This is a genomic window from Paraburkholderia sp. RAU2J (assembly GCF_003634845.1).
GTDB lineage: Bacteria > Pseudomonadota > Gammaproteobacteria > Burkholderiales > Burkholderiaceae > Paraburkholderia > Paraburkholderia fynbosensis.
Map to the genome: position 1 here is coordinate 2838363 of NZ_RBXG01000002.1, position 25090 is coordinate 2863452.

At 62.7% G+C, this 25090-nt stretch carries 19 protein-coding genes; 10 read left to right on the plus strand and 9 right to left on the minus strand.

Features of this window, described 5'->3' with window-relative positions; genetic code table 11:
* The first annotated feature begins 266 nt into the window (after positions 1-266).
* From B0G69_RS30290 to B0G69_RS30300, 3 genes are all read left to right on the plus strand, one after another.
* Entirely contained in the window at positions 267-740 is a 474-nt protein-coding gene (locus B0G69_RS30290; protein WP_121323567.1) for a universal stress protein, read from the plus strand.
* Between the two features lie 238 nt (positions 741-978).
* Positions 979-1773, plus strand: coding sequence for a fumarate/nitrate reduction transcriptional regulator Fnr (gene fnr, locus B0G69_RS30295; RefSeq protein ID WP_121323568.1), 795 nt, complete (start codon positions 979-981; stop codon positions 1771-1773).
* A 120-nt stretch (positions 1774-1893) separates the two neighbouring features.
* The gene (locus B0G69_RS30300) at positions 1894-3264 is read left to right on the plus strand and encodes an SUMF1/EgtB/PvdO family nonheme iron enzyme (protein ID WP_121323569.1); all 1371 of its coding nucleotides are present in this window, start codon (positions 1894-1896) and stop codon (positions 3262-3264) included.
* A gap of 624 nt (positions 3265-3888) precedes the next feature.
* Here the strand turns inward: B0G69_RS30300 and B0G69_RS30305 are convergent.
* The 3 genes from B0G69_RS30305 to B0G69_RS30315 form a co-directional block, all read right to left on the minus strand.
* Complete coding sequence (locus tag B0G69_RS30305; protein WP_121323570.1) at positions 3889-5406, minus strand: cellulase; 1518 nt, start codon at positions 5404-5406, stop codon at positions 3889-3891.
* A gap of 675 nt (positions 5407-6081) precedes the next feature.
* Positions 6082-7050: a Tim44-like domain-containing protein gene (locus B0G69_RS30310; protein ID WP_121323571.1), complete on the minus strand. Its 969-nt coding sequence runs from the start codon at positions 7048-7050 to the stop codon at positions 6082-6084.
* Between the two features lie 89 nt (positions 7051-7139).
* Positions 7140-7622 carry a CBS domain-containing protein gene (locus tag B0G69_RS30315; RefSeq protein WP_121323572.1) on the minus strand — a complete coding sequence of 161 codons (483 nt, stop codon included), beginning with the start codon at positions 7620-7622 and terminating at the stop codon, positions 7140-7142.
* Positions 7623-7769: 147 nt separating this feature from the next.
* On the opposite strand from B0G69_RS30315, the gene nhaR reads away from it, so the two are divergent.
* A complete protein-coding gene (nhaR, locus tag B0G69_RS30320) occupies positions 7770-8666 on the plus strand; it encodes a transcriptional activator NhaR (protein ID WP_121323573.1) in 897 nt (298 codons plus the stop codon).
* Positions 8667-8753: 87 nt separating this feature from the next.
* Here the strand turns inward: nhaR and B0G69_RS30325 are convergent, their stop codons facing one another.
* Entirely contained in the window at positions 8754-8942 is a 189-nt protein-coding gene (locus B0G69_RS30325; RefSeq protein WP_121323574.1) for a hypothetical protein, read from the minus strand.
* Positions 8943-8966: 24 nt separating this feature from the next.
* Positions 8967-9848 (minus strand): LysR substrate-binding domain-containing protein, encoded by an 882-nt coding sequence (locus tag B0G69_RS30330; RefSeq protein ID WP_121323575.1) that lies wholly within the window; start codon positions 9846-9848, stop codon positions 8967-8969.
* Between the two features lie 156 nt (positions 9849-10004).
* Here B0G69_RS30330 and B0G69_RS30335 point away from each other — a divergent pair, with 156 nt between their 5' ends.
* The 5 genes from B0G69_RS30335 (at position 10005) to B0G69_RS30355 (ending at position 16337) form a co-directional block, all read left to right on the plus strand.
* On the plus strand, positions 10005-10751 hold the full coding sequence (locus tag B0G69_RS30335; RefSeq protein ID WP_121323576.1) for a glucose 1-dehydrogenase: 747 nt from the start codon (positions 10005-10007) through the stop codon (positions 10749-10751).
* 30 nt (positions 10752-10781) lie between these two features.
* On the plus strand, positions 10782-11654 hold the full coding sequence (locus tag B0G69_RS30340) for an alpha/beta hydrolase (RefSeq protein ID WP_121323577.1): 873 nt from the start codon (positions 10782-10784) through the stop codon (positions 11652-11654).
* Between the two features lie 28 nt (positions 11655-11682).
* Complete coding sequence (locus B0G69_RS30345) at positions 11683-12429, plus strand: glucose 1-dehydrogenase (RefSeq protein ID WP_121323578.1); 747 nt, start codon at positions 11683-11685, stop codon at positions 12427-12429.
* A gap of 300 nt (positions 12430-12729) precedes the next feature.
* Positions 12730-14298 (plus strand): tetratricopeptide repeat-containing glycosyltransferase family protein, encoded by a 1569-nt coding sequence (locus B0G69_RS30350; RefSeq protein WP_121323970.1) that lies wholly within the window; start codon positions 12730-12732, stop codon positions 14296-14298.
* A gap of 239 nt (positions 14299-14537) precedes the next feature.
* Positions 14538-16337 (plus strand): alkaline phosphatase family protein, encoded by a 1800-nt coding sequence (locus B0G69_RS30355; protein WP_121323579.1) that lies wholly within the window; start codon positions 14538-14540, stop codon positions 16335-16337.
* A gap of 100 nt (positions 16338-16437) precedes the next feature.
* On the opposite strand, the gene B0G69_RS30360 is transcribed toward B0G69_RS30355, so the two are convergent.
* A complete protein-coding gene (locus B0G69_RS30360) occupies positions 16438-17565 on the minus strand; it encodes an MBL fold metallo-hydrolase (RefSeq protein WP_121323580.1) in 1128 nt (375 codons plus the stop codon).
* A gap of 83 nt (positions 17566-17648) precedes the next feature.
* Between B0G69_RS30360 and B0G69_RS30365 the strand changes: the two genes are divergently transcribed.
* On the plus strand, positions 17649-18278 hold the full coding sequence (locus tag B0G69_RS30365) for a TetR/AcrR family transcriptional regulator (protein ID WP_121323581.1): 630 nt from the start codon (positions 17649-17651) through the stop codon (positions 18276-18278).
* A 43-nt stretch (positions 18279-18321) separates the two neighbouring features.
* Here B0G69_RS30365 and B0G69_RS30370 read toward each other — a convergent pair whose 3' ends face one another.
* The 3 genes from B0G69_RS30370 to uca all read right to left on the minus strand — a co-directional run bounded on the left by B0G69_RS30370 (position 18322) and on the right by uca (position 24992).
* Positions 18322-19089, minus strand: coding sequence for a hypothetical protein (locus B0G69_RS30370; protein ID WP_121323582.1), 768 nt, complete (start codon positions 19087-19089; stop codon positions 18322-18324).
* A gap of 475 nt (positions 19090-19564) precedes the next feature.
* Positions 19565-21373, minus strand: coding sequence for an allophanate hydrolase (atzF, locus tag B0G69_RS30375; protein ID WP_121323583.1), 1809 nt, complete (start codon positions 21371-21373; stop codon positions 19565-19567).
* Between the two features lie 19 nt (positions 21374-21392).
* On the minus strand, positions 21393-24992 hold the full coding sequence (gene uca, locus B0G69_RS30380) for an urea carboxylase (RefSeq protein WP_121323584.1): 3600 nt from the start codon (positions 24990-24992) through the stop codon (positions 21393-21395).
* Between the last annotated feature and the right edge of the window lie 98 nt (positions 24993-25090).

A 25090-nucleotide genomic window follows, 5' to 3' on the forward strand; every position in this document is an offset into this window, starting at 1 on the left:
TGTCTGAGTATCACTTAATTGTAAGGCCAACTTTGGCCGTTCTTTATGGAAATATGCGCCCTGAATCGAGTCGCGGAGTCGCCAGGACCCGCGCTATCAAGCTTGGCGACAAGCACACCGGACCCATGAATTTGACAAGAGTTTGATTTACATCCTGGTGAGTGCATCTTTTTCGGCCATCATCTAAGCTTCGTTGGTATAAAAGATCAAGGAGCCGGGCCGTGAAAATGGCTACGGCATACGGATCTTTCAGACGCGGAGTCGCCATGTACACACGCATCCTTGTAGCGGTCGACGGCAGCAACACTTCCCGCCGTGCATTCGAGGCAGCCCTCGCGCTCGCCAAATCCAACGGCGCAGTTCTGCGGCCTTTTTACGTTGTCGAAAACACGCCCATGTACTTCGAAGCGCCCGGTTACGACCCGTCGATCCTGCGCAACCGTCTGATCGAAGAAGGCAGGGAGTTGCGCGCGGAATTCACGCAGACGATGGCCGAGCAAGGCGTCAAGGGCGACCCCGCCGTCAGCGAGGCATCGTCGCTCGGCGACGTGTCGGACATCGTGCTGAAGGCCGCCGCCGAATTCGACGCCGACCTCCTCGTCATGGGCACCCATGGCCGGCGTGGTTTTCAACGGCTGATTCTCGGCAGCGTCGCCGAGCGCTGCGTGCGCCAGGCGACCATCCCCGTGTTGCTGATTCCGTCCGCCGCGGGGCAGGACAAGGAACCCGCCGCCCAGTAACGGCGCAACATGCGACCGCCGTTTGCCGTGCGAAAACGGCGTCGCGCAATGGCGGCTCATTCATGAAGCCCGCACAGATACAAGCGCTCAAGAAAACATGGCAGTCCACCCGCCCGACCACCTATCCGGGCGCCACGGCGCTCGAAATGCCTAACCGACTGAACGCGTCACTTTGCCGCCAAAGCGGGTATAGGGCGGATGGGACAATCGCCGCTCCTCCGATAATCGCCTGCAGAACATGCTCACTCCTTCCGCTGTAACGCACTCCACCGGTATCGACGGTTCCTCCGCCAGTTCGTCGCCCGCGCGCAGCCGCCGCCGCGCGGCACCGGTGCGGGCGACCGCGCGCACCGCCGCCCGCTGTTCGAGTTGCTCGATGCGGCAACTCTGCATGCCGCAAGGCCTGTCGGCTGAGGAACTCGCGAAACTTGAAACGCTGATCTGCTCCGCGCGCTCGGTGCAGCGCGGCGAAGCGCTCTATCGCAGCGGCGATCGTTTCGACAGCGTCTACGCCGTGCGTTCCGGTTCGATGAAGACCGTGATGGCGCACCGCGACGGCCGCGAGCAGGTCACCGGGCTGCGCCTCGCCGGCGAAGCGCTCGGGCTCGACGGCATTAGCGAAGACGTCCACGCGTGCAGCGCCGTGGCGCTCGAGGACAGCACCGTCTGCATCGTCCCCTACAGCGCGCTCAAACGCCTGTGCCGCGAAATCAGTTCGATGCAGGAGCGCATGCACAAGCTGCTGGGCGCGCAAATCGTCCGCGAAGCCACGCAGATGATGATGCTCGGTTCACTGTCCGCGGACGAACGGGTCGCCGCTTTCCTGCTGGACGTGTCGGAGCGCAATGCGCAGCGCGGTTATTCGTCGGCGGAATTCAACCTGCGCATGACGCGCGACGACATGGGCAGCTACCTCGGTATGACGCTCGAAACCGTGAGCCGCACCTTGTCAAGATTTCAAAAGCGCGGCCTCATCGACACGCAAGGCAAGCACATCCGCATCGTCGATCTGGCTGGACTGCGCCAGGTCTGAGCCATTCACCCGGGGCCAGCCGGCGCCCCGCCCGTCCTCATTTGGCGCGATTTCGCCTTGGCATGGCTCCTGCGACCGGGTACAGTCTTTAGTCCCTCCCCCGCAAGGAGATCCGGCGAAATGAATCGCGACCCCGCCCCACGTCACCCGCTCGTCCAGCGTCTGATCGACGCGCGTCAGGTCACTGACGCATTGTTTGCCATCGTCAAACCCGAATTTCTGTATGAACGGCCGATCCGTGAACGCCACCGGATCGTGTTTTACATCGGCCATCTGGAAGCGTTCGATCGCAATCTGTTCGATCGACGTGTGTGCGACCTGCCCGCCTTCGCTCCGGAACTCGACCAGCTTTTTGCTTTCGGCATCGACCCGGTCGACGGCGGTTTTCCCACCGATCAACCCGGCGACTGGCCGTCGCTCGACACCGTACACGCGTATGCCTCGCGCGCGCGCAAGCAGATCGACGACGCGCTCGCCGGTCTCGCGGACGCCGCGACGTTCGGCCGCGACAGCGCGCAAGCCGACACCTGCCGGCAGTTGCTGAACGTCGCGATCGAGCACCGGCTGATGCATGCCGAGACGCTCGCGTACATGCTCCATCAGTTGCCGCTTGCACAAAAGGTCACCGAACTGCGCGAGTCCGTGGTGACGTATCCCGAGCGCCGGGACGCGTTGGCGTCGATGGTCGGCGTGCCGGCCGGGGCGGCTGTCCTCGGTATGTCCCGCGATGCCGGCCAGTTCGGTTGGGACAACGAGTTCGGCGAAATGCGCGTGGACGTGCCCGCCTTCGAGATCGATCGATACATGGTGACGAACGGCGCGTTTCGCGAGTTCATCGAGGCCGGCGGCTATCGCGAATCCAAATGGTGGTCGGAGAAAGATTGGGCATGGAGGCAAGCCGAGCACATCGAGCATCCTGCCTGCTGGTCGCGACGCGAGGCGAGCGGCGAAACAGGTGGCAACTCGAGTGAATGGATGCTCCGCACGATGTTCGATGAAGTGCCGCTGCCGCTCGACTGGCCAGCCTACGTGAGCCATGCCGAAGCCAGTGCCTACGCGCGCTGGGCCGGCAAGTCCCTGCCCAGCGAAGCGCAATGGCAACGTGCCGCGCAAGGTGCGCCGCACGCCGAGTCGGGCAATTTCGATTTTCGCAGCTGGGACCCGAAGCCGGTCGACGCGTATGCGCAGAACGTCAGCGCGTTCGGCGTCGAAGGTCAGTTCGGCAATGGCTGGGAATGGACCTCGACGGTATTCGACGCGCTGCCTGGTTTCGAAGCGTTTCCGTTCTATCCGGGGTATTCGGCCAATTTCTTCGACGGGCAGCATTACGTGCTCAAAGGCGGCTCGGCACGCACCGCGCAATGCATGCTGCGGCCGGCTTTCCGCAACTGGTTTCAAGCGCATTATCAGTATGTGTATGCGGGGTTTCGCTGTGTGAGGGCGTTGGAAATTAACGCGAAAGATGAGTCAAAAGGTCGTCTTCTGGCTTAACGAGAGCGACGACCAACTATTGCTTTAGCGTGCCGGCGTGAGTTGCTCTTCGCGCCGGCACCTGATTTTGCACGAATGCGCTCATAGAGCGGCTCGTCGTTCTGCCGCCATGTCGACAGTCCGAAGTACCCGTCCAGCTTGTCCTTATTGAACAACACAGTCGACACGACCGATCCATCGCTGTCAGTAGCTCTCCTAATGGCAAAAACCGGCGATGCGCCGACAAAAGGGCTTGTCGGCATCGCCCAGAATAGTGCGCGTCTTTCATCACGGGTCGACGACCCAATATGACCGGTTGTAGTACAGCCGTCCTTCACGTTCTCTTGCACGCCGAACCAGCATTGCAGCATGTATCTACGTCGAAACTTCAATTTGAGCTTGTGCTCAATGGCGCAGCCTTTGTCGTTCTTCTGTGATGGGAATCACCAGGGCAATGAGCAACCGTTGTAACGTTAATAGCTTGATTCTGATAGGTGCCGACCCACCGCGCGAAACGTGATGCTTTAAGGACAAACCGCTCTGCATCGGCGCGGTCACGCTCGATGTCATCAAGCAGTTCCCGAGCGAATCCGAGGATGTGCTGTGACCGACTTTACTCGGTCATTTGGGAGGCACGACGACGAGTCACTTGCCCTGCGCGTTGAACCAGCCTGGACCTATCGGTGCGTATCCCCCGCTGCCGCCAGCGGCAGCCGCTGCCATTGCACCGAAATTGGGCCATGCGGGATAGTAGTGACTCGACGGCGCCTGAGAACTCCCAGCGATCTTCGCCGCACCCGCGTTGCCCGTCGAGCCGGTCGTCGAACCGAGCGTCACGATGCCGAAGTACGGTTCGTAGACGTTCGTGCTGCTCGGCAACCACAATGCCTGGTCGGAATAGCTGTACATGTATACCGGACCGTACATCCCCTTCGGTTGATGCCCAACCCAAGCCATCAGTGCACTATATTCGCGCGCTTGGTTGGCCTGCGTCAGTTGAGACGAGAGGTCCGTCCAGATTCGAAAATTGGCGTTCGTGTACGTGGTCGGGTCCTCGCCTAAATAACCCGTGAAATTTGTCGCGCCATCCGAACCCGTGGTCGGCACGCCGAACTCGGTAAGGGCGATCGCCTTCGCGCCGTCGCCGTGCGTGCTCATCTGTTCGCGCAGGCTCGTGCCCGTATAGCTCGCGAATGTATTTCCTCCGTCGCTTTCCGGCCAACCGTACGATGGCGACGAAAACGTATGCCACATCATGTTGAACGCATTCGAGTATTGCGGGAACGCCGAGTTGAGCGTCGTGCTCGGGCACTGATTGGGCGCCGACTGCCAGTCGTCGCTATAACAGTAGGGATGGTGAGCAAGCGCATCGAAATATCCGTGGGCGCCCTTCGCATACATCACTGCCAGCCAGTCGCGCGGGTTCCACTGTATTGGCGCCGGGTAGCTAGGGTTGGTCGAATTGACGAGGCCCGCAATGCCATTCGACGGCAGAGCACCGGTCGCGTTATTCGGCCACGTAGTACAGCCTGAACTACCGCCAGCGTATACATAGGCGCCTGGATTTGCCTGCTTGATAGCCGGGTAGACGCTCCTCAGGATCGTCGTGTAGAGAGCGGGATCGTGAGGCATGAAATCACCGCCGCAGTTGGGCTCGTTCCAGATCTCCCATGCGTCGACCTGGCCGCCGTAACTATCGCTGCTGTAATGCTTGGCAGCGGCCCGCGCAAATTTGGTATAGAGAGTCGGATCCGGCGCGCACAGCCAGAATGGAACGTAATTCGCTTGCTGATAGCTGCTGGAACAGGCTGAACTTGCTGCCCACGAAGGGGTCAGCAAAATCACGCCCAGTACTCTTAAGCCGTTGTTGCGGGCGGCCCGGATAACCGTGTCCGCCACTCCCCAGGTCAACCCACTGCTTGCGCCCGGATTAGGATCACCATCATTGATGGTCGTTGGCGAGGGCTGGGTTTGCGCCCAGTTGATGGCAATCCGGACCCAGTGAGCCTTGGTCGCCGCCAGGCCGGCCATGTAATTGCCGATTGCCTGAGTCGGGTTGTCGGGATTCCGGTAGATGATGTCGCTGATTTCGTCGCCCAGGTTAATGCCGGGCACGGGGGTATTGGTCTGGCCGATCGCAACCCGGCACCCCAACAGCGCCATAATGAGCACAATCCAGCCGAGCCTGGACCTTGCTAAATTCAATTGACCGAGCAGAAATTTTTCCACGATAGACCGTGTCTGGCCGCACAGGAATCCGAATTGTATTCCAATCGTTACGCGTTCTGCGTTTATCTTTGCTCAAAAAATAGCACTATATTCCTATGCAGTGCGTGAGATTTTAAGTAAATAACGACATTTGACTATTAAGGAAAGCGTATTAGTTCGGCGATTGGCGCCACTGTGAAAGTGTCGGCCTAAGGATCCTGCGTGGCCGAACGCGACCCGATGCCGCGCGTACGGGAGCTCTCAAACCGTGCGTCGCGCAGAAGATCTTATATCGTTCAGCCGCTCCATTATTTGTCCCGAATTCTGCTTTATTCGCCAGGATATAGAAATAAGGCGGAAGTTGAAACCCATTTCGGCTTCCGCTTGACGCAACTTCATTCGAGCAATGCGTTAAAAGAATCATTGAGGCGGGGCAGCGATGCGCCATCGAACTACAAGCATGAATGAGTGAGATTCATCAGCCACGATCATTGTCATTCAACCTGTGGCCTGTATTCGCTGAATGTCTTCCCCGCCCGAAAAGCAGGCGGGCGTCCATCGCATCGATGCACGCCCGCCGCCGCGCCCGATCCGCTGCCTCCGATCAAGCGCAATGCCCCCCAATTACCGTCAATGGTCCAGTTGCTGGATGCCGGCCAGTCGCCATGCCGGGTCGCCATGCGCGGCGCGAACGATGTTCCAGACCTCCTGGAACGGCTGGGCGGTCTGAGCGCCGTCTTCCCGCATTTGACCGTAAAAGCGCACGCTGACCAAAGTCTCCTCCGCATTGGTCTCCACGCCCAGCACCTCGGCATCGAGTTGAGGTACTTCCGTGCTGTTTGGCTGGCTGCCGCGACCTTCCAGATCCTGCTTGATTCGCGCGAACATTTCGGGCGTGGTCAACTCGAATAGGTCACCCTGCTCGTTGCGGTCCCACGCGCTTTGAAGACGTATGAACATGGTCTTCGCCGATGTCAGCAACTCGACCTGATCCAACCCCGGCCCAGTGGCCGGGGTTTGCACCCTGCCCGCCGTTCCGGCCGGATCCGTCGCAGCGCGCTGCGAGCCGAAAAAATTTGCCTCCGGCCGCGCTTGGCCAGTCTGACTCATGAACGGCGAGCCGTTCGTCTGCCCCCGGTTCGCGGCACTTTGCCCATAAGCGAGATCCGGACGACGCCGGTTCGCGATGAAGCGAAATAGCAGCACGCCCGCAAAAATCACGAGGCCGATCAACAGCGCATTCGACAGCATCTGCGCAAGCCCAGCACCCAGGCCCAGAGAAGACAGCAGCGCGGCGATGCCGAGGCCGGCGGCAAGGCCGGCGAGCGGCCCCATCCAGCCGTTACGCGCCGGCGCGGCGGCAGGCGCTTGCGCGGCCTGCTGAGCAGGTTGAGCTTGCTGGCTTCGTTGTCCTTGACCGGACGGCGACGCCATCTGCGACTGGCGCCCGATACTCTGGCTTCCGCCCACCCGCTTCGCTTCGGCGTCGTTCGATGCCACCGCGCCAAGGGCGAGCACGCCCGCCAGACCCAGCGCCGCGCCCCCGCGCGTGAGCTTGCCGGCAGCCCACCGCAGCTGATTGATGATTTGCGTATACATATGAAACCTCTCTTGATGAGTCAGGGGCCGCCCGCATCGTGCGTCCAGCTTCTCGCACAGAAACATTACGGACAGTAATATTTCGGCCGTCAAACATGCCATCGGCCAGCCTGCAATCGGCCACTAGTGGCCTGCAAACCGTTGCCGTGGATGTAATGCTCCAGTTGCTGGATCGTGTGTTCCTGCTCTGACATCTGGTTCTTGATCAGATCGCCGATCGACACCATTCCGATCAGTTGCCCCGCGTTGATCACCGGCAGATAACGTATCCGGTGCGCGGTCATGAGCGCCATGCATTCCTCCGTCGTCTGCTCCGGGCCGACGTAGCGCACCGCGGTCGACATGATGTCCCGCACCGGTGTATCCCGCGAAGAACGGTCCATCAGCACGACTTTGCGGGCGTAGTCGCGTTCGGTAACGATGCCGGCTATGCGCCCCTCGTGTGCCACGATGAGCGCGCCCACCTGCCGGTGCGCCATGATCGCTATCGCGTCGTACACCGACGCCGATGCCTGAGTCGACCACACGGTCTGGGAAGTCTTCGAACGCAGGAATTGTGCAACCGATGTCATTTGTCACCTCTGTCAGCTGTCATGAGCCGCCCGCTGACGCCTCGGGCCGAGGCTTGAATCTAACTGAACTCGAGACAACGGAAAATTCGAATTTTTATTGCTGATACTTCGGGAAAAACGTAACGTTGCAGGGTCGACGGAGGCACTGTGAACTTCAAGCATCTGTATTACTTCTGGGTCGCGGCGCATGCGGGCGGGATCGTCCGCGCCGGCGAGCAGTTGCACATCACGCCGCAAACGCTCAGCGGCCAGATCAAACTGCTCGAAGAAGCACTGGATAAGAAGCTCTTCAAGAAGAGCGGCCGCACTACCGAGCTCACCGATGCCGGCCGGCTGGCGCTCGATTACGCGGACGAAATCTTCTCACTCGGCTCGGAGCTCGAAAGCGCGGTAAGGCGCGAAAAGGAAGTCGGCACGCAGTCGCGGTTTCGCGTCGGCATCGCGGATTCGGTGCCGAAGGCGATCGCGTACCGGCTGCTGGAACCGGCGCTAGGCGCGCCCGTGTCGCTGCGCGTGATCTGTCATGAGGGCAAGCTGCACGCATTGCTCGCGCAACTGGCCGTGCACCGCCTCGACCTCATCATCGCGGACGCCCCTATTCCGGCCGACGTCAACATCAAGGCCTTCAATCACCGGCTCGGCCGTTCGACATTGAGTTGCTTCGGTGCGCAGGCGTTGCTGCAAGGCGGGCTGAAACGCTTTCCGATGTCGCTTAGCCAATTGCCTCTGCTGTTGCCGGGCACGGAATCAGCGGTGCGCCGCAAGCTCGATCATTGGCTGGCGTCGCGCGCGATCTCGCCGCGCATCGTCGGCGAATTCGACGACGGAGCCATGGCCTTGGCGTTCGGCCGTGAAGGCCGCGGGCTGCTGTTCGCCCCAAGCGTGCTGGAGGACCAGTTACACGCGGAACATCAGCTGACGATGGTCGGGCAGATCAACACCATCGTCGAGGAGTTCTTTGCGATCTCCATCGAACGTCGCATCAGCCATCCCGCGGTCGCAACGATCATCGATGCAGCACGTAGTGAACTGTTCAACGCTTAGACGATCCCCGCTTCTCCATTGCAAGCCGATGTGTGGGTAGTCGCAAGCGCGTTCGGCGAGGGATATGTCTACCGCGCACGGCCGTCGTCACCGGGCCACAGCAAAGAGTTGCCGCACGGGCCAGCTCAGGCGCCAGAACAGCGACTCCTGCAAACTGGCAAGTTGCTGCCGGACGTTCGCGAGCGCCGTCCGTGTCACAGCGAGTTCGCTTGCCACCGTCGTATCGATATCCGCTCCATCGATCAGCGCTAGATTGACGACGCGATCGGCGGCCACGAGTCAGCCTGGCATCCTCAACGACTACGGCACGATCAGTTCATCCACTCTCGACAAAAAGAGCGTGAGCGTAGGTGAAGCGTTTGAGCGGCTATAACCGATAACGAGATCGACGGTCGGCGCCTCGCCTTCCAGCGGCCGGCTCACCACCGACCACGGCAGCAGGTTGTTCGCGTACTCCGGCATCAGCGCGAGCCCACGCGTGGAGGCCACGAGCGACATCGCCATCGCCAGATTGTCGACGCGGTGCTCGGCCGCGATATCGACGTCATTGATCAGCAGATATTGCTCGATCACGTCGTGCAGTACCGTGGCCTTGTTCGAGGCCAGGATGAATGGCTCGCCGATCAGATCCTGCGCGCGGATCGCCGCGCGTTCGGTCAGCCGGTGATCGCTCGGCATCAACACCACCAGCTTCTCGCGGTTCACCACACGATATTCCAGATCGAATCCCCGCTCGGCCCGCAGAAATGCGAGGTCGAGTTTGCCGCGCGCGAGCGCGTCAGCGAGGTCGGGCGAATAGTGGCTCGACACCGTTACGTCGACGTTTGGCAATTCGTCGCGCAGGACCTGCATCGCCCTCGGCAGCCACGTCATCTCCTGCCCCGTCAGGAAGCCCAGCGCGAACACCCTCCTCGCCGGCGAGGAGGCGCGCCGCGCCGCTTCCTTGGCCGCGTCGACCTGCGCGAGCGCGAGCCGCGCGTGATCGAGAAACGCCTTGCCCGCAGCCGTCAATTCGACGCCGCGCGCGCTGCGGCTGAAAAGCTCTGCGCCGACTTCGTCCTCCAGATCGCGGATCTGGCGGCTCAGCGAGGGCTGAGACGTATGCAGCCGCTGCTCGGCCGCCACGGTCAGGCTGCCGGTCTCCGCGACCGCCACGAAGTACCTCAAGTGGCGCAACTCCATTTGCCCTCCCGGCGTTCCATGCCTGCGAGGCATGTCCCTCAGCCTACAAAGTCTTTTTCACGCGTGCAAGCGACGACTACATTGCTGAGCAGGCAAGGGCGAATCGCAGCAACCGTTTGAGCCATACCTTACATCTATATCTGAAGGAGTTTCCAAATGGACAAGCCAGTCATCCTGATCACCGGCGCGTTGACCGGTATCGGCCGCGCCACCGCGTTCGCATTCGCCGAGAGCGGCGCGCGTCTGATCGTTTCGGGCCGCCGTGAAGCCGAAGGCCGCGCGCTCGAAGCCGAACTGCGCCAACGCGGCGCCGACGCCGTCTTCATTCGCGCCGACGTCCGTCATGACAACGAAGTGCGCGACCTCGTCGATGCGGCGCTGGCGCGCTTCGGCCGTATCGACGCGGCGGTCAACAACGCCGGGACCGAAGGCCAGCCGGGCTCGATTCTCGACCAGAGCGCCGAGAGCTACGCAGCGACCTTCGACACCAACGTTCTCGGCACGTTGCTGAGCCTCAAGCACGAGTTGCGGGTCATGCAGGCGCAAAAGCACGGCAGCATCGTCAACGTGTCGTCGACATATGGTCACGAGGGCGCCGCGTATGCGTCGGTTTATGCGGGCAGCAAGCACGCAGTGGAAGGCATCACGAAGTCGGCGGCGCTCGAAGTGGCGTCGTCGGGCGTGCGCGTGAACGCCGTCGCGCCCGGACCGACCGACACCGGCATGCTCGACCGCTTCACCGGCACCGCCGAGCGCAAGGCCGCGCTCGCCGCGTCCGTGCCGCTCGGGCGCGTCGGCCAGCCCGACGACATCGCCCGCGCGATCACGTTTCTCGCTTCCGACGCAGCGTCGTTCGTGACCGGTCAGATCGTCACCGTCGACGGCGGCAAGACTGCCGGCTAAGCGCAACGATATCTATGCGGAGATAAAGCCATGACCCACCACACCCACCAGAGCGCGCCGACGCAATTCGTCGAAACGAACGGCGGCCGCTTCGCGTACCGCCGCTTCGGCAAGCGCGATACCGTGCCGCTCGTGTTTAACATTCACTTCACCGGCACCATGGATCACTGGGACCCCGCCATCACCGACGGTTTTGCTAAGGACCGCGAAGTGATTCTCTTCAACAACGCAGGCATCGCCAGTTCGTCGGGCGAAGTTCCGGAATCAATCGAGGAGATGGCCGCCAACGCCGCGGCGTTCATCAAGGCCCTCGGGCTGCAGCAGGTCGACGTCCTTGGCTTTTCGATGGGAGGTTTGATCGCCCAGACCCTCGCGCTCGCCGAACCCGATCTGGTGCGCCGTGTGGTGCTCGTCGGAACGGGGCCGCGCAGCGGCGAAGGCATGGCAACGCTCACGCCCGAGGCGCAGCAGATCTTCGGCGCGACCTACGACGAACCCGACGAGTTATGGCTGAAGGTGCACTTCTCGCCGTCGGCGCAAAGCCAGGCGGCCGGACGCCGGTTTCTCGAACGATTCCGCCTGCGCAAGGAGAATCGCGATCCGCAAGCCAGCGAGAAGGTCGCACCCGCTCAGCTTGCGGCGCTCGCGAAGTGGGGCGCGCCGCAAGCTGACCCGTACGCGTATCTGCACGCGCTGAAGCAGCCGACGCTCGTAGTCAACGGTGACAACGACGTGATCATCTATTCGATCAACTCGTGGATCCTGCAGCAGAACATCCCCAACGCTCAACTGATCCTGTATCCCGATGCCAACCATGGCTCGCTCTATCAGCACCCTGAGCGGTTCGTTTCGCATGTCACACAGTTTCTTTCGGAACGCCAGGCGCATCACGAACAGGACTGACCTGTCTCATCACTTCTGGAGTCTAGTCATGAACAACCTTACTGGAAAAACTGCGCTCGTCACGGGCGCGTCGCGCGGCATCGGTCGCGCCAGCGCGCTCGCACTCGCTCGTGCAGGTGCTCAGGTGCTCGTCCACTACAGCACCGGCGAAAAGGAAGCGGAAGCCGTCGTTGCGGAGATTCGCGCGGCGGGGGGCGCCGCGCAAAAAGTCGCAGCCGACCTGCGCGACGCGGACGGTGCACACCTGCTCGCGAAACGCGTGCGTGAAGTGATTGGCCATCGCCTGGATATTCTCGTCGCGAACGCGGGGGTTTCCCGAGCCGCGAGCATCGAAGAGACGACGGTCGAAGCCTTCGACACGCTGTTTGCCGTGAACGTGCGCGCGCCCTACTTCCTCGTCCAGCAACTGCTGCCGGTGATGTGCAAGGGCAGCAGCATCGTCATGGTCTCGTCGCTCGCGGCACGCGCGGCGGTTGGCGCGCTATCGGCCTATGCGGCGACCAAGGGTGCCGTCGATACCCTCGTCACGCATTTCGCCTCGGCGCTCGGAGAACGTGGCATCCGGGTGAATGCCGTTGCGCCGGGCGTCGTTGAAACCGATATGTCGAACTTCACGAAAACCGACGAAGGGCGCGCTGCCACGCTCGGCATGCAGGCGCTGAAGCGTCTCGCCCAGCCCGATGAAATCGGCGATGCGGTCGTGTTTCTTGCATCCGACGCCGCGCGCTGGATCACGGGCGAAACGCTGCGAGTCGATGGAGGCTCGAAGCTCTGACCCATCGCGCGAAGCGCCGAATTCTCGCGGCCTTTGAAACATTGCCCAACGCCAGAATCCGGAGCTCAATACCGTTCGTTGATCGTCACGCGCGTCGCGTTGCAGGCATCGGGCCGCACATGCCTGCTCGCGCGCTGCGCGCGACGCCTTCGCTGTCGAGTAAGCGTGATTGGACGACCCTCAGCGCGAGCGGCCACAGCACCGCATGCACCAGGACCAACAGCAAGCTGCCGGTCCCCGTTCGATGCGATCCCGTACAATGAGCCGTTGCCCATTCGTCGGCAGATCGCATTCCTCGCCATGAATCACGACATTGAACTCGCGCTCGCCGCTGCGCAAAAGAGCTTTAACGCCGGTCAATTCGACGAGGCCGCCAGTCTGCTGCATACCATTCTGGCGAGCGTTCCCGATCACGGCGAAGCGCTGGCAGGTCTCGGCGCCATCGCCGCGAGGCAGGGCGATCATATGCGCGCAGCGGAGTATCTGACGCGGCCATCGGCGACCACGTCCATGTCCGTGGATCAACTGAATTTCGCCGCGCAAGTGTGCCAGTCGGCGCAACGTCACGATGATGCGATTGCGCTGTTCGAACGCTGCCTCGCTCAATTTCCCAACCATGCCGCTTCGTTGTATGGCGCCGCCATGTCCCTGATCCAGCGGGGCGAATTGCAACGGTCACTTGCGATGCTCGAGCACCTGTGCAAAGTCCAGCCGCTATCCGCCGAAGCGCATTACAACCGGGGCGCGCTGCTCGGCACGATGGAGCGCTATGACGACGAACTGGAAGCCTACCGGCAGGCGATCGCGCTCAAGCCGCGTTTCGTGCGCGCCTACGTCAATCTCGGCGTGGCGTTGCGAGACCTGTCGCGTTTCGATGAGGCATTGCTCCAGTTCAAGAAGGCGCTTTCGCTCGATCCGAACGATGCCGGCGCGCGCACCAATCGCGCTCAGACCAACCTGCTGCTCGGCGAATTCGAACACGGCTGGCGCGAATACGAATGGCGCTGGCGCGATGGCACCGGCAGCCATGGTTTCCCGCAGAACACCCTGTGGACCGGCGCCCAACCGGTCACCGGCAAGACCGTATTGGTTCATCACGAGCAGGGCTTCGGTGACACGCTGCAATTCGTGCGCTTCGTGGATCGACTCAGCGCAGCCGGCGCTCGCGTCGTGTTGCGTGTTCAGGAGGCCTTGCTGCCGCTGCTGCGACATTATCGCGGCGCGGCCGAAGTCATCGGCGAGACAGCGCCGGTGCCGCATTTCGACTACCACATTCCAATCATGAGCCTGCCGTTCGCGCTCAAGATTCGTGCAGCCGATCTCGCCACGCTCGCACCGTATGTGCATGCGGACGAGGCTCTTATCCGTCAGTGGGACGATCTTTTTGCCGATACCGATCGGCAACTCAAGATTGGAATCGTGTGGTCAGGAAGCACAACGCATCTGAATGATCGCAACCGCTCCATACCGCTCGCGCAATTGACGCCGCTGCTGGATGCCGACGTCAGATTCTTCTCGCTGCAACAGGAGGTGCGCGAAAGTGACCGCGCGTGCTTCGCGCAACTGGCACAGCGTGGGCGGTTGCGCGATGTTTCCGCGCGGCTCATCACGTTCGCGCATTCCGCTGCACTGATCGCACGCCTCGACCTCGTCATCAGCGTCGACACGGCGGTCGCGCATCTGGCGGGCGCGCTCGGCAAACCCGTATGGATTGCTTTGCCGTTCATGCCGGATTGGCGATGGCAACTCGAACGAAACGATAGTCCGTGGTACGCACAAGCGCGGCTCTTTCGACAAACCACACGAGGTGATTGGACTGGCGTCGTGGCCGCGCTTCGCGCGGAAATCGACGCTGTGCGGCACGTCTGAATGAAGCGTGCCGCACAGCGAACGCGGCGCGTCGTCGCTGTACGCGTTGCGGATTCGATGCACAAACCGCGATCCTGGCGCGGTGAAGCCATGCGCCAGGGTTCGTCCCGATGCATGTTCGGTGGCGCGCTGCACTAATCTTCACCGGCCGACCGCGCAAAATCGACGCGCACCGCGCCCACCATCCAATGCCCGAATGACGCGCGCGGACCCGCGACGTCAACATGGCGAGGTGAAGCATGGCCACCACCAGAAAGAAGGCATCCTCACAGAACGATCTGCTGATGGGCCCGGTGCTCGGCTTGCGGCCCGCCATGGCGGACGCGCCGACGCTGTGGCGCATCACCGCGCTGATCGTCATTCGCGCAGACGCCGCGCCGCCCACGCTCACTGTCGACGGCAACGCTGATCCGGCCGCGCCACGCTTGCTGCGCAAGACGAACGACGCGCAAGTGCTGCGCTACGCGATGCCGGTCAAACAAGCGGCGCAAGAACGGGTCGTCACGTATTCGTTCGGCGGCAATGCGACGTGGCGCTTTATCGTGCCCGCCACCGGCCAGACGCCGCGTTTCACGTATGTGTCGTGCAATGGGTTTTCGTCGGTCAAGGTGATGAAGGATCTTCAGCACGATGCGAGCAATGTCTGGGCCGATCTGATCACGAATCACGACGGCGCACTGCTCAAAGCCCATGAACCCGACTGGGACGAGCATCAGGCGTGGGTCGACTCCACACTCTTTCAGCAGGGCATCCCGCTGCGATTTCACGCGATGCTGATGGGCGGCGACCAGATCTACATGGATTCGATCTGGGAAGACATCGAAGCGCTCAAGACATGGAGCAATCTGCCGGTGGTGGATCAGCCGGGCGTCGCCGTCAGCGCGAAACTCGCCGACGACATCGAGCGCTACTACTTCGGGCTATACATCGACCGCTGGCGCTATGCGCGCGGCAACACGCCGTGGCCCGCGAACGCGTACGACGGCACGCTCGACGCCGCCTGCGCGTTCGCGACGATCCCCTCGCTGATCATGTGGGACGACCACGATATCTTCGATGGCTGGGGCTCCTATAGCCCCGAGTTGCAGGCGAGCCCCGTATTTCGCGCACTGTTCGCCGCGGCGCGCCGCAACTTCTGGGTGTATCAGTTGCAGATGCCCGAGGAACTGCTGCCGCCGCAATCGCTGCCGGATCAGCCGACCCGCCTGCCTCGTTTCGATCCGATCGACTGGGATGCGCTGATGAAGCAAGACCCGCTTGCGCCCTCGTTCCTGCCGCGCCAGCCCGGGTTTTCGCATGCGGGCGTGTTCGGGTCGCTCGCCATTCTCATACCGGACTTGCGCAGCGAGCGCTCGCAATTGCAGGTGATCGGCGAAGCAACTTGGGACGCGATGGCGCAATGGCTCGGAACGCTGCCCGACACCGTCGAGCATCTGCCGTTCGTCAGCAGCGTGCCGGTTGCGCATCCGAAGATCCGCATCGCCGAGGCGGTCTATAGTTTTGGTGTGCTGCGCGAGCACGTCACCAAAAGTTTGTCCGACGACATCCACGATCACTGGTCCAATGACGATCACGAAGGCCAGCGCAAGCGCCTCGTTCGCAACCTCGTCGCTTTCGCGGACGGCCCGCGCCAGCGCCGCGTGACCATGGTGTCCGGCGATGTGCACGTGGCCACATGGGGCATCATCGAAGCGAACGGCGCAGCCGGGAATAACGCCCGCAGGCTCAATCAGTTGACGAGTTCGGCTGTCGTCCATCCCGCACCGTCGGGCGTGGCGGATTTCTTCTTTCTGTTCTACATGGAGCAGAACGCGAAAGCCGGCGAAACAATCGACACCGAGCATCGGCTGCAGATGATGGAGCTGCCGGGCGCGGGCATACGCCTCGCGCCGCGCCGTAACTGGCTCGCCATCGAACTCGACGAGCCAGCCAAGCGTTTATGGGCGACGTGGCGGCTCGAACAGGACAAAGGGTTTTCGAGCCACATGCTGGCGGTTCACCCCGCGCGAACGGCGGCCGCCGATGACGGCGCGCCCTGATGCGACCGGCTCGCCTATCGTTCGGCCTTGTCTGAACCGGCCAGTGCCCGAAGTTGCCCTCGCGTCCCGCCAAAGCGGTTCAACGTCAAGGGTCGGCGTTTTACGAATTGGCCTGCCCGGTATGGCGACAGGCAAACCACCGCCGCGACGTCTTCGGCGCATCGGCGGTCTCGACGACGTTGCGCCACCAGCGCTCGCCGCGATGCGGTGCGCCGAGGTCCAACCGCTCGCCCATGCGCGGCGTCGACAGGTTGATGCCGCGCGCGGCGGCCAGGCCGATCACGCGTTCGAACGGCTCGTGCCAGCGATGCATCGCCAGATCGAAGGTGCCGTTGTGAATCGGCATTAGCCAGTCGCCGCGCAAATCGACATGCGCCTGCACGGTGTCGTCGGGCTGCATGTGCACGTACGGCCATTGCGCGTCGTAAGCGCCCGTCTCGATGAGCGTGACGTCGAACGGACCGAGCCGCTCGCCGATTGCCTTGAAACCATCGAAGTAGCCTGTATCGCCGCTGAAAAACACGCGCAGATCGTCATCCACGATGACCCACGATGCCCACAAGGTACTGTTGCCGTCGAACAGGCTGCGCCCCGAGAAATGCTGTCCGGGCGTCGCCGTGAATTCCAGGCCATCGATCTGCACGCCCTGCCACCAATCGAACTGACGCACTTTGCTCGCGGCGATGCCCCACTCGATCAGTCGGTCGCCCACCCCGAGCGGCGTGAGAAACACGCCCGTGCTCGCGGCGAGCGCGAGCACCGTGTCGCGGTCGAGGTGGTCGTAATGATCGTGCGAGAGAATCACGCCACGCAGCGGCGGCAAATCGGCAAGCGCAATCGGCGGCGCATGAAAGCGCTTGGGGCCGACACTCCGGAACGGCGACGCGCGTTCGGCGAACACCGGATCGGTCAGCCAGAACTGGCCGCGCAGCTTGAGCAACATCGTCGAATGCCCGAGCCGATACAGGCTGCGATCGGGCGCGGCGTCGAGCTGCTCCCGGGTCAGCGTATCGACGGGCAACGCGCCGGACGGCACGGTGCCCGCAGGCTTGTTCAACAACACGTTCCACGCGATGCGCAAGGTCTTGCCGAATCCTTCCGCGGGACGCGGCTTGACGTTGCGAAAGCGCTGGCCGTCATGCTGCGCCGACGAACCGGACAACTCGCGCCCGCGTTTCGCCGCGGTGAGACCCAAAGCCCGGCTGATGGAACCGATGAACGATGTCATAGGGAATGCCTGGATGCGGAAAGTAGACTGGATAGTGTAGTTTATTATCCTGAAAAGTAAACTACCCGGTGTAAAATTCTTCGATGGACCCGAATGTCACCCCTCAGCGCCTCACCGATCGCAAGCGCCTCGCCGTCATCAGCGCGGCCATCGAGGAATTTCTCGCAGCCGGCTTCGATGCGACCAGCATGGACCGCATCGCCGCTCGCGCGCGCGTTTCCAAGCGCACGGTCTACAACCATTTCCCCAGCAAGGAAGCGCTGTTCGCGGAAATCCTGCGGCAGTTGTGGGACGCCAGTCATATGGGACCCGCGCCGGCTTATCGCGCCGACATGCCGTTGCGCGCGCAGCTGCTCGAACTGCTGTCGCGCAAGCTGACGCTGATGAACGACGATGCGTTCCTGTCGCTCGCACGCGTGGCCATCGCGGCGGGCATTCATTCGCCGGAGCGGGCGCGGGACATGGTGGCGCGGCTGGGCGAACGCGAGGAAGACCTGACGGTATGGGTACGCGCGGCCACCGCCGATGGGCGTCTTAGTACCTCGGACCCGGTGTTCGCCGCGCATCAGTTGCAAGGTCTCGTGAAGGCGTTCGCATTCTGGCCGCAGGTGACGATGGGGCAGCCCTCTCTCAGTCAGGACGAACAGAAGCAGGTGGCGGATTCCGCGGCGGATATGTTTCTGGCGCGTTACGCAGGGGCCGGGGCGGGTTGAGCGTGGTTATCTTGTGTGGGGCCGGTGAGCGTGTCGAGCGGTCTTATGGTCTGTGCAGAGATTGCGCCGCGCTAATGAGATTTTGCGGCACGACACGGATGATGCCGTTGCGCGGAGTATCGATGTCCGCAATCAACATGAACGAGATAGACACGGTCAACGGCATGATCATCAGGAAGCGGCCTTTGCTGCCCGGATTTGTCGCCCCATATCCCACCAGTACGTTGGCGAACACGCCGATCAGGATCATCATTATCCAGGCCGCCACGGGGATGCGGTTCGACCATGCTGCCTGGGTATAGCCCTGAGTGTTGATCACATCGTTCATGCCTGCAACGGCGAGCGCGACGACGGGATTCGGCTGGGCGACGGCGCCGCTTCTGGCTGCGGACCACAACTTGTCCTGCAGTTCAGAGGTGGCGGCATTGATCCGCTCCACGCGTTGCGTGTCGCGAGTCTGATAGTACTCGATGCGCAAGTCGAGATACTTCGCGAGGTCCGAGCGGATCGCGGCGGCCGCCGCTTCCGGCAAAAGATCCGCGCGAATGAACTCTGTCCCGATCGCGTTGGCTTCTTCCTCTTCGTAGTTCTTTCGCTGATCGTAACGGCCTACCGCCATGGACAAGCTGAAACCGATGATCAGGGCGAGCAGCGTCAACGTGGCACCCTGAACGGTTCTGAAGTCGTCGCGCGAATCTTCATCGAGCACCATACGTTTTCGTAGAACCGAGTTCCCGAACCAGGCCGCCAGCGACATGAACGCGAACGAGATGACCAGCAGGATGACGGGATGCCTGATGAGTTGCTGCATGTATCGCTCCCTATGAAGGCACACGCTGGGCACGTGGCAGCCATGGCGCGAGACGGCGGCTGCACGACATTGAACCCGTGTCGCCTCGCAAGTTGCTAATCAAGAGGTATCTGCACCGGACCGAAGAACAAGCGCTTGAGCCTGTGACGGCCGATCACCTTCGCTCGTTCGGCGATCACACAATACATGAGGACCATGTGTCTCGAGCGCCGAAGCGCGGCCAGTTTGCTCCGTACTCAGGGCGTGCTTCGTGGCGATCTGTTCATTAAACCTGGCGCGTTCCGACATGCCGGCGCAGAGATCAATGTAGCGGCCATCCGCGCGAAAGAAAAGGGACGAATCTTGTCTTGCCCCGAAGGGAGGCCGGTATTGTCCTCGAGGGTCTATGGCGCCGCACCAGCTTCCCTGCAAATAAAATGAGCGGCAGCCAGGCATGTCTGCCGCACAACGGCGCATCCGCCACCACACGCGCTATTTATTTGCGCCCGCTTGCGAGCCATGCTCGCCAGCCGCCGAACTCCGTGATGTCGGTCCCGGCCTCCGGGCCATAACCTTCGCACACAAAGCCGGTCACCCACGTACCGTTCGCCAGTTCGACCTTCCCTAGCGCAAGCGGAGAGGGAATCGTCGTGAGGAACGAGCCCAATTCCGGACTGGGCATCTCCCAGACTTCGATCGCGATCGCCGCGCCGCCGTCCGGCACGCGCCGCATGCCGGGCCGCCTCGTGCCATCCGGCGTGGCCGCCAGCGCGGACAAGCGATAGCGCGGCGCAGTTTGCGTCGCCTCTACGAGGCGTGCGCCGCGGCAAACCAGATCGCGATTGAGCGGCAACCCCTGCATGTGGGCGCCGCACACCGCGACACGTACCCGATCGTTGGCCGCCGTCGTCGGTCGCTCGCTCGCATCGGGCCTGCCGCCCCCGACACATTCGACACCGCTTGCCCGCTGCAGCAGATCGGCCACGCTCAACAGATACTGATCCGTGAACGCGCGGCCGAACACGGTTACGCCCCATGGCAGGCCATTCTTCATGAATGCGGTCGGTGTCGCGACGGCCGCGTAGTCGAGCAGATTCATGAAGTTGGTGTAGTAGCCGAGTAACGAGTTCGGCCCGATGGGGTCGCGCTCCAACTCTGCGAGCGTGACGGGACGCGGATAGGTCGGCGTGAGAACGAAGTCCAGTGATTCGAGCGCGGCGTCGCAGACGGTCTTCAACGCTTGCAGCCGGTATTGCGCGCGAAACAGTTCGACTGCAGTGGCGCCCGGCGCCTTCGCCAGCACGTCGCGAATGACCGGCAACACGGCCTCCCTGTTCGCTTCCATCAACTCGCCCGCCACGCTGTAGCGTTCCGCGACCCAAGGGCCTTGATAAAGCAGGTTCGCCGCTTCGACGAACGGCGCGAAGTCGATCTCGACCGCCTCGCCGCCCGCCGCTTCGAGCAGCGCACGAGCCTTCGCAAACAACGCCGGACTTTCGGCACAGCCCGCGAATTCGGGTTGCGACGGCACGCCGAAGCGGAAGGTGGCGAGCTTGCCGAATGCGCGCGCGTCGTTCCATTGCGGGTTCTTACGGCTGTATGCATCGCGGGGATCGGCTTGCGCTGTAAGTGCGAGCAGGTCGCTCGCTTCGCGCGCGGTCGCCGTGAAGTAGGTCACGCAATCGAGCGTGCGGCAAGCCGGCACGACACCGGCAGTGGACAGCACACCTTTGGTCGCCTTGAGTCCGACAAGGTTATTGAGCCCCGCCGGTACGCGGCCGGAGCCCGCCGTGTCGGTGCCGAGCGCAAAGCTCGCGACGCCCAGCGCGACCGCCAGCGACGACCCCGCACTCGATCCGCCCGACGGATAGTCGGGATGCACGCTGTTGCGGCACTTGCCGTACGGCGAACGCGTGCCGTTCAGGCCGGTGGCGAACTGGTCGAGATTGGTCTTGCCGAGCGGCACGGCGCCCAGCGCGATCAGCTGCGCGACGAGCGTCGCCGACTCGCCTGGCGTATAGGCAAACGCGGGGCAGGCGGCCGTCGTCGGAATCCCCGCCAGATCGATGTTGTCTTTGATCGCGAACGGAATGCCATAGAGCGGCAATGCTTCGATATCCTGTGTTTCCAGCTGGTCCAGATACGGCGCGACTTCCGCTTCGCTCAGAAGGTGGATGAACAGATGAAACTCGGGATTCAGTGCAGCGGCTTTCGCCCGCAACTCGCCAATCAATTGGCGCGGCGTGAGCGTCCCGGCAAGGTAAGCGGCGCGCAGCGTAGGCAAACGCAGATCAAATGAAGACATAAATTTTTACCCCGGAAAATCAAAGACGTTCGATGACGGCAACGCGCTGCCCCGCGCGCACCGCAGAGCCAGGCGCCACGTGTATCTCGCCGACGGTTCCCGCACACGGCGCGCACACGGAGATTTCCATCTTCATCGACTCGATGACGAGCAGCACGTCGCCCGCCTCGACCGTGTCGCCGGAATTCACGCGCACTTGCCAAAGGCTACCGGCAATCTCGCTGTCCACCGCTATTTCGCCATCTTTCAGCGGCGCCAGTTCCGCGTCCTCGGCAACCGGCGCGTCAAAGCTCTCTTCCACCGTTCCCGCTGCGCGCCAGCGCTCGCGTTCGGCCTGAAACGCAGCTTGCTGACGCGCGCGGAATTGCTCGATGCCCGCCGATTCGCGCGTGAGAAACGTTTGATAGTCGGCCAACGACAACTCGGTTTGTTCGATCTTCAACGGATAGCGCCCCAGCGGAAAGTCCGCGCGAATACGCAGCAACTCGTCGGCGGGCACTTCGTAGAAGCGAATCTGATCGAAGAAGCGCAACAGGTAGGGCCGTCCCGCAAAATCAGCGACTTCGCGATAGCGGTTCCACATCTGCAACGTGCGGCCGACGAATTGATAACCGCCTGGACCCTCCATCCCGTACACGCACAGATACGCACCGCCGATGCCGACCGAGTTCTCCGCCGTCCAGGTGCGCGCCGGATTGTATTTGGTCGTCACGAGCCGGTGACGCGGGTCGAGCGGCGTCGCGACCGGCGCGCCGAGATATACGTCGCCGAGTCCCATCACGAGATAGCTGGCATCGAACACGATCTGTTTGACGGCATCGATCGAGTCGAGATCGTTGATGCGGCGGATGAACTCGAGATTGCTCGGGCACCACGGCGCATCCTTGCGCACCGTGGTCATGTATTTGTCGATCGCGAGCCGGCACGCGGGGTCGTCCCACGACAGCGGCAAATGCACGATCCGCGACGGCGCGCGCAAATCCTTCTGCAACAGCACATGCTGCCACGCGCGCTCGACGATCGCGAGCAACTGCGGCAGGGGCAGCGTTTCAGGCTGGTAGTGAATCTGCAGCGAGCGGATGCCTGGCGTCAGATCAATCACGCCAGGCAGCGCCATCGATTCGAGCGACTGCATCAGCGCATGGCCGCGAAAACGCAACACGAGATCGAGTTCCGCCGGGCCGATTTCGAGCAATAGATGCGTGTCGCCGGAAACGCGTGCGACGAGCCGTTCGCGATCCGCACCGGTATCGAGGACGATCGGCGAGACGAGCGCTGCGGGCTCGGTGAATTGCGGCTTTGCGTCGAATTCGAGAGTCTGCAATTCACGCAGACGTTGGCGCGCCGCCTCACGCGCCGCATCGATGTGCACCGCCACGAAGCGCACCTTGTCGCCCGCTTTTAACTGACCGATCTGCCAAAGATCCGCCTCGATGATCGTCACCGGGCACACGAAGCCGCCCAGGCTCGGGCCATCGGGGCCGAGAATCACGGGCATGTCGCCGGTGAAATCGACGGCGCCGACCGCATACGGGTTGTCGTGAATGTTCGACGGATGCAGCCCCGCCTCGCCGCCATCCTCGCGCGCCCACTCCGGCTTCGGTCCGATCAGACGCACACCGGTGCGGCTGGAGTTGAAATGGATCTCCCATTCGGTGTCGAAAAACTGCTTGATATAACGCGGACTGAAGTACTCCGGCGAGCCGTGCGGACCATAGATCACGCGCAGCGTGCGCACCGTTTCCAGCTCGGGGACCTTGGCGAGCGCCGCGCCCGCTTTCTCATCCTGCAGCGGGTGAAGGTGCAGTACATCGCCTGCACGCAGCGCACGCCCGCCATGTCCGCCGAACTGGCCGAGCGTGAAGGTGCTGCGGCTGCCGAGATACACCGCGACATCGAAACCGCCGCGCACGCACAGATAGGCACGCGCACCCGCGCCGCGAATCGTGCCGAGCGCGAGCGTCGAACCGGCCGCGACAAAGAGCGTCGTGTTCAACGGCTGTTCGATATCGTCGAGCAGCACCGGCAGACGCGCGCCCGTCACCGTGACGACCGCATCCGTGTTGAAGCGCAACGTCGGCCCGCTCATGGTGATTTCGAGTGCGGCGGCGTCGGCGGCATTGCCGAGCAGCCGGTTGCCGAGCCGCAACGCGCGGTCATCCATCGGACCGGAAGGCGGAATGCCGACCGCCCAGTAGCCGAGACGGCCCGGATGATCCTGCACGGTCGTCTGCGTGCCGCCACTGACCACTTCGATCGTGCTCGCCCGATACCTGAGCGCTTCGAGACAGCGCGTCCACGGTTCGCCCGATGCAAACGGGTGATCGTCGAGAATCTGCCGCAAGTAGTCGCGATTCGTCTCCACGCCGTAGATGCGCGTGTTCTGCAACGCGTCATTGAGCGCGCGGCGTGCCGCGTCGCGCGTCGGCGACCATGCGATCACTTTCGCCAGCATCGGGTCGAAGTAAGGCGGCACTTCGCAGCCCGCTTCGACCCACGTGTCGATGCGCAGTGCGCGACCGTCTGCGTGCGCAAACGCGACATCGGTCAGCAGGCCGGGGCTCGGCTTGAAATCGCGGCCCGGATCTTCGGCGTAGAGCCGCGCCTGAATCGCGTGTCCCTGCGGCTGCAAGCCTGCGGCGAGTTCCTGCAACGGCGCGAGCGCGCCCGCCGCCAGCTCGATCATCCAACGTACGAGATCGACGCCCCAGACCTGCTCTGTCACGCCATGCTCGACCTGCAGGCGCGTATTCACCTCGAGGAAATAGAACTGCTGCGCCGCGCTGTCGTAGACGAATTCGACGGTGCCGGCCGAACGGTAACTCACCGCCTTAGCGAGCTTGACGGCAGCGTCGCACAATGCGGCCGACATGCCCTCGGGCAAACAGGGCGCGGGGGTTTCTTCGAGCACCTTCTGATTGCGCCGCTGCACCGAGCAATCGCGCACGCCGAGGGCGATCGCATCGCCCTGGCCGTCGCCGAAAACCTGCACTTCCAGATGCCGCGCCCGCTCGATGTACTTTTCGAGGAACACGCCGGCATCGCTGAAGTTGTTCTGGCCAAGACGCTTGACCACGTCGAAATGCGCGCTCAGCTCCTCGACGTTCCAGCACACCCGCATGCCGATGCCGCCGCCGCCGGCCGTGCTTTTCAGCATCACCGGATAGCCGATCGCGGCTGCCGCATCGAGCGCGGCGGCGAGGTCCTCGAGCAAGCCGGTGCCTTCGAGCATCGGCACGCCCTCTTGCGCCGCGATTGCACGCGCCGTGTGCTTCAGACCGAAGGCGCGCAATTGCGCCGGCGTCGGTCCGATGAACGCAATGCCCGCCGCTTCGCACGCTTCGCCGAAACCGGCGTTCTCCGATAAAAAACCGTAACCCGGATGGATCGCCTGCACGTTCTCGCGGCGGGCGATCGCCAGAATCTTTTCCGCATCGAGATAGGTGGCCGACGCGGCTCCATCGCCGAGACCGTGCGCGATGGGCGCCTCGCTCACATGAAGGCTCGCGCGATCCGCTTCCGCGTAAACGGCAACACCGGTAACGTCGAGTTCGCGCAGCGTTCTAAGGATGCGGCACGCAATCGCGCCGCGATTGGCGATCAGGATTTTCTCGAACATGAAAGGGATCTTGATTCATGGGCGGGCCGTCCCGCCACGTGGGAATGCATGCCGCGGTCGTCCGCGGCAGAGGTCCGTGTCAGCGATCTGCGTGAGTC

Bases quoted from the DNA above. Each gene is read 5' to 3' on its own strand.
- B0G69_RS30370 (WP_121323582.1), bottom strand. From the start codon at position 19,089: ATGCAGCAACTCATCAGGCATCCCGTCATCCTGCTGGTCATCTCGTTC.
- B0G69_RS30290 (WP_121323567.1), top strand. From the start codon at position 267: ATGTACACACGCATCCTTGTAGCGGTCGACGGCAGCAACACTTCCCGC.
- B0G69_RS30365 (WP_121323581.1), top strand. From the start codon at position 17,649: ATGGACCCGAATGTCACCCCTCAGCGCCTCACCGATCGCAAGCGCCTC.
- B0G69_RS30355 (WP_121323579.1), top strand. From the start codon at position 14,538: ATGGCCACCACCAGAAAGAAGGCATCCTCACAGAACGATCTGCTGATG.
- uca (WP_121323584.1), bottom strand. From the start codon at position 24,992: ATGTTCGAGAAAATCCTGATCGCCAATCGCGGCGCGATTGCGTGCCGC.
- fnr (WP_121323568.1), top strand. From the start codon at position 979: ATGCTCACTCCTTCCGCTGTAACGCACTCCACCGGTATCGACGGTTCC.
- B0G69_RS30300 (WP_121323569.1), top strand. From the start codon at position 1,894: ATGAATCGCGACCCCGCCCCACGTCACCCGCTCGTCCAGCGTCTGATC.
- B0G69_RS30315 (WP_121323572.1), bottom strand. From the start codon at position 7,622: ATGACATCGGTTGCACAATTCCTGCGTTCGAAGACTTCCCAGACCGTG.
- B0G69_RS30360 (WP_121323580.1), bottom strand. From the start codon at position 17,565: ATGACATCGTTCATCGGTTCCATCAGCCGGGCTTTGGGTCTCACCGCG.
- B0G69_RS30335 (WP_121323576.1), top strand. From the start codon at position 10,005: ATGGACAAGCCAGTCATCCTGATCACCGGCGCGTTGACCGGTATCGGC.
- B0G69_RS30345 (WP_121323578.1), top strand. From the start codon at position 11,683: ATGAACAACCTTACTGGAAAAACTGCGCTCGTCACGGGCGCGTCGCGC.
- B0G69_RS30350 (WP_121323970.1), top strand. From the start codon at position 12,730: ATGAATCACGACATTGAACTCGCGCTCGCCGCTGCGCAAAAGAGCTTT.
- B0G69_RS30340 (WP_121323577.1), top strand. From the start codon at position 10,782: ATGACCCACCACACCCACCAGAGCGCGCCGACGCAATTCGTCGAAACG.
- atzF (WP_121323583.1), bottom strand. From the start codon at position 21,373: ATGTCTTCATTTGATCTGCGTTTGCCTACGCTGCGCGCCGCTTACCTT.
- B0G69_RS30310 (WP_121323571.1), bottom strand. From the start codon at position 7,050: ATGTATACGCAAATCATCAATCAGCTGCGGTGGGCTGCCGGCAAGCTC.
- B0G69_RS30305 (WP_121323570.1), bottom strand. From the start codon at position 5,406: ATGGCGCTGTTGGGGTGCCGGGTTGCGATCGGCCAGACCAATACCCCC.
- B0G69_RS30330 (WP_121323575.1), bottom strand. From the start codon at position 9,848: ATGGAGTTGCGCCACTTGAGGTACTTCGTGGCGGTCGCGGAGACCGGC.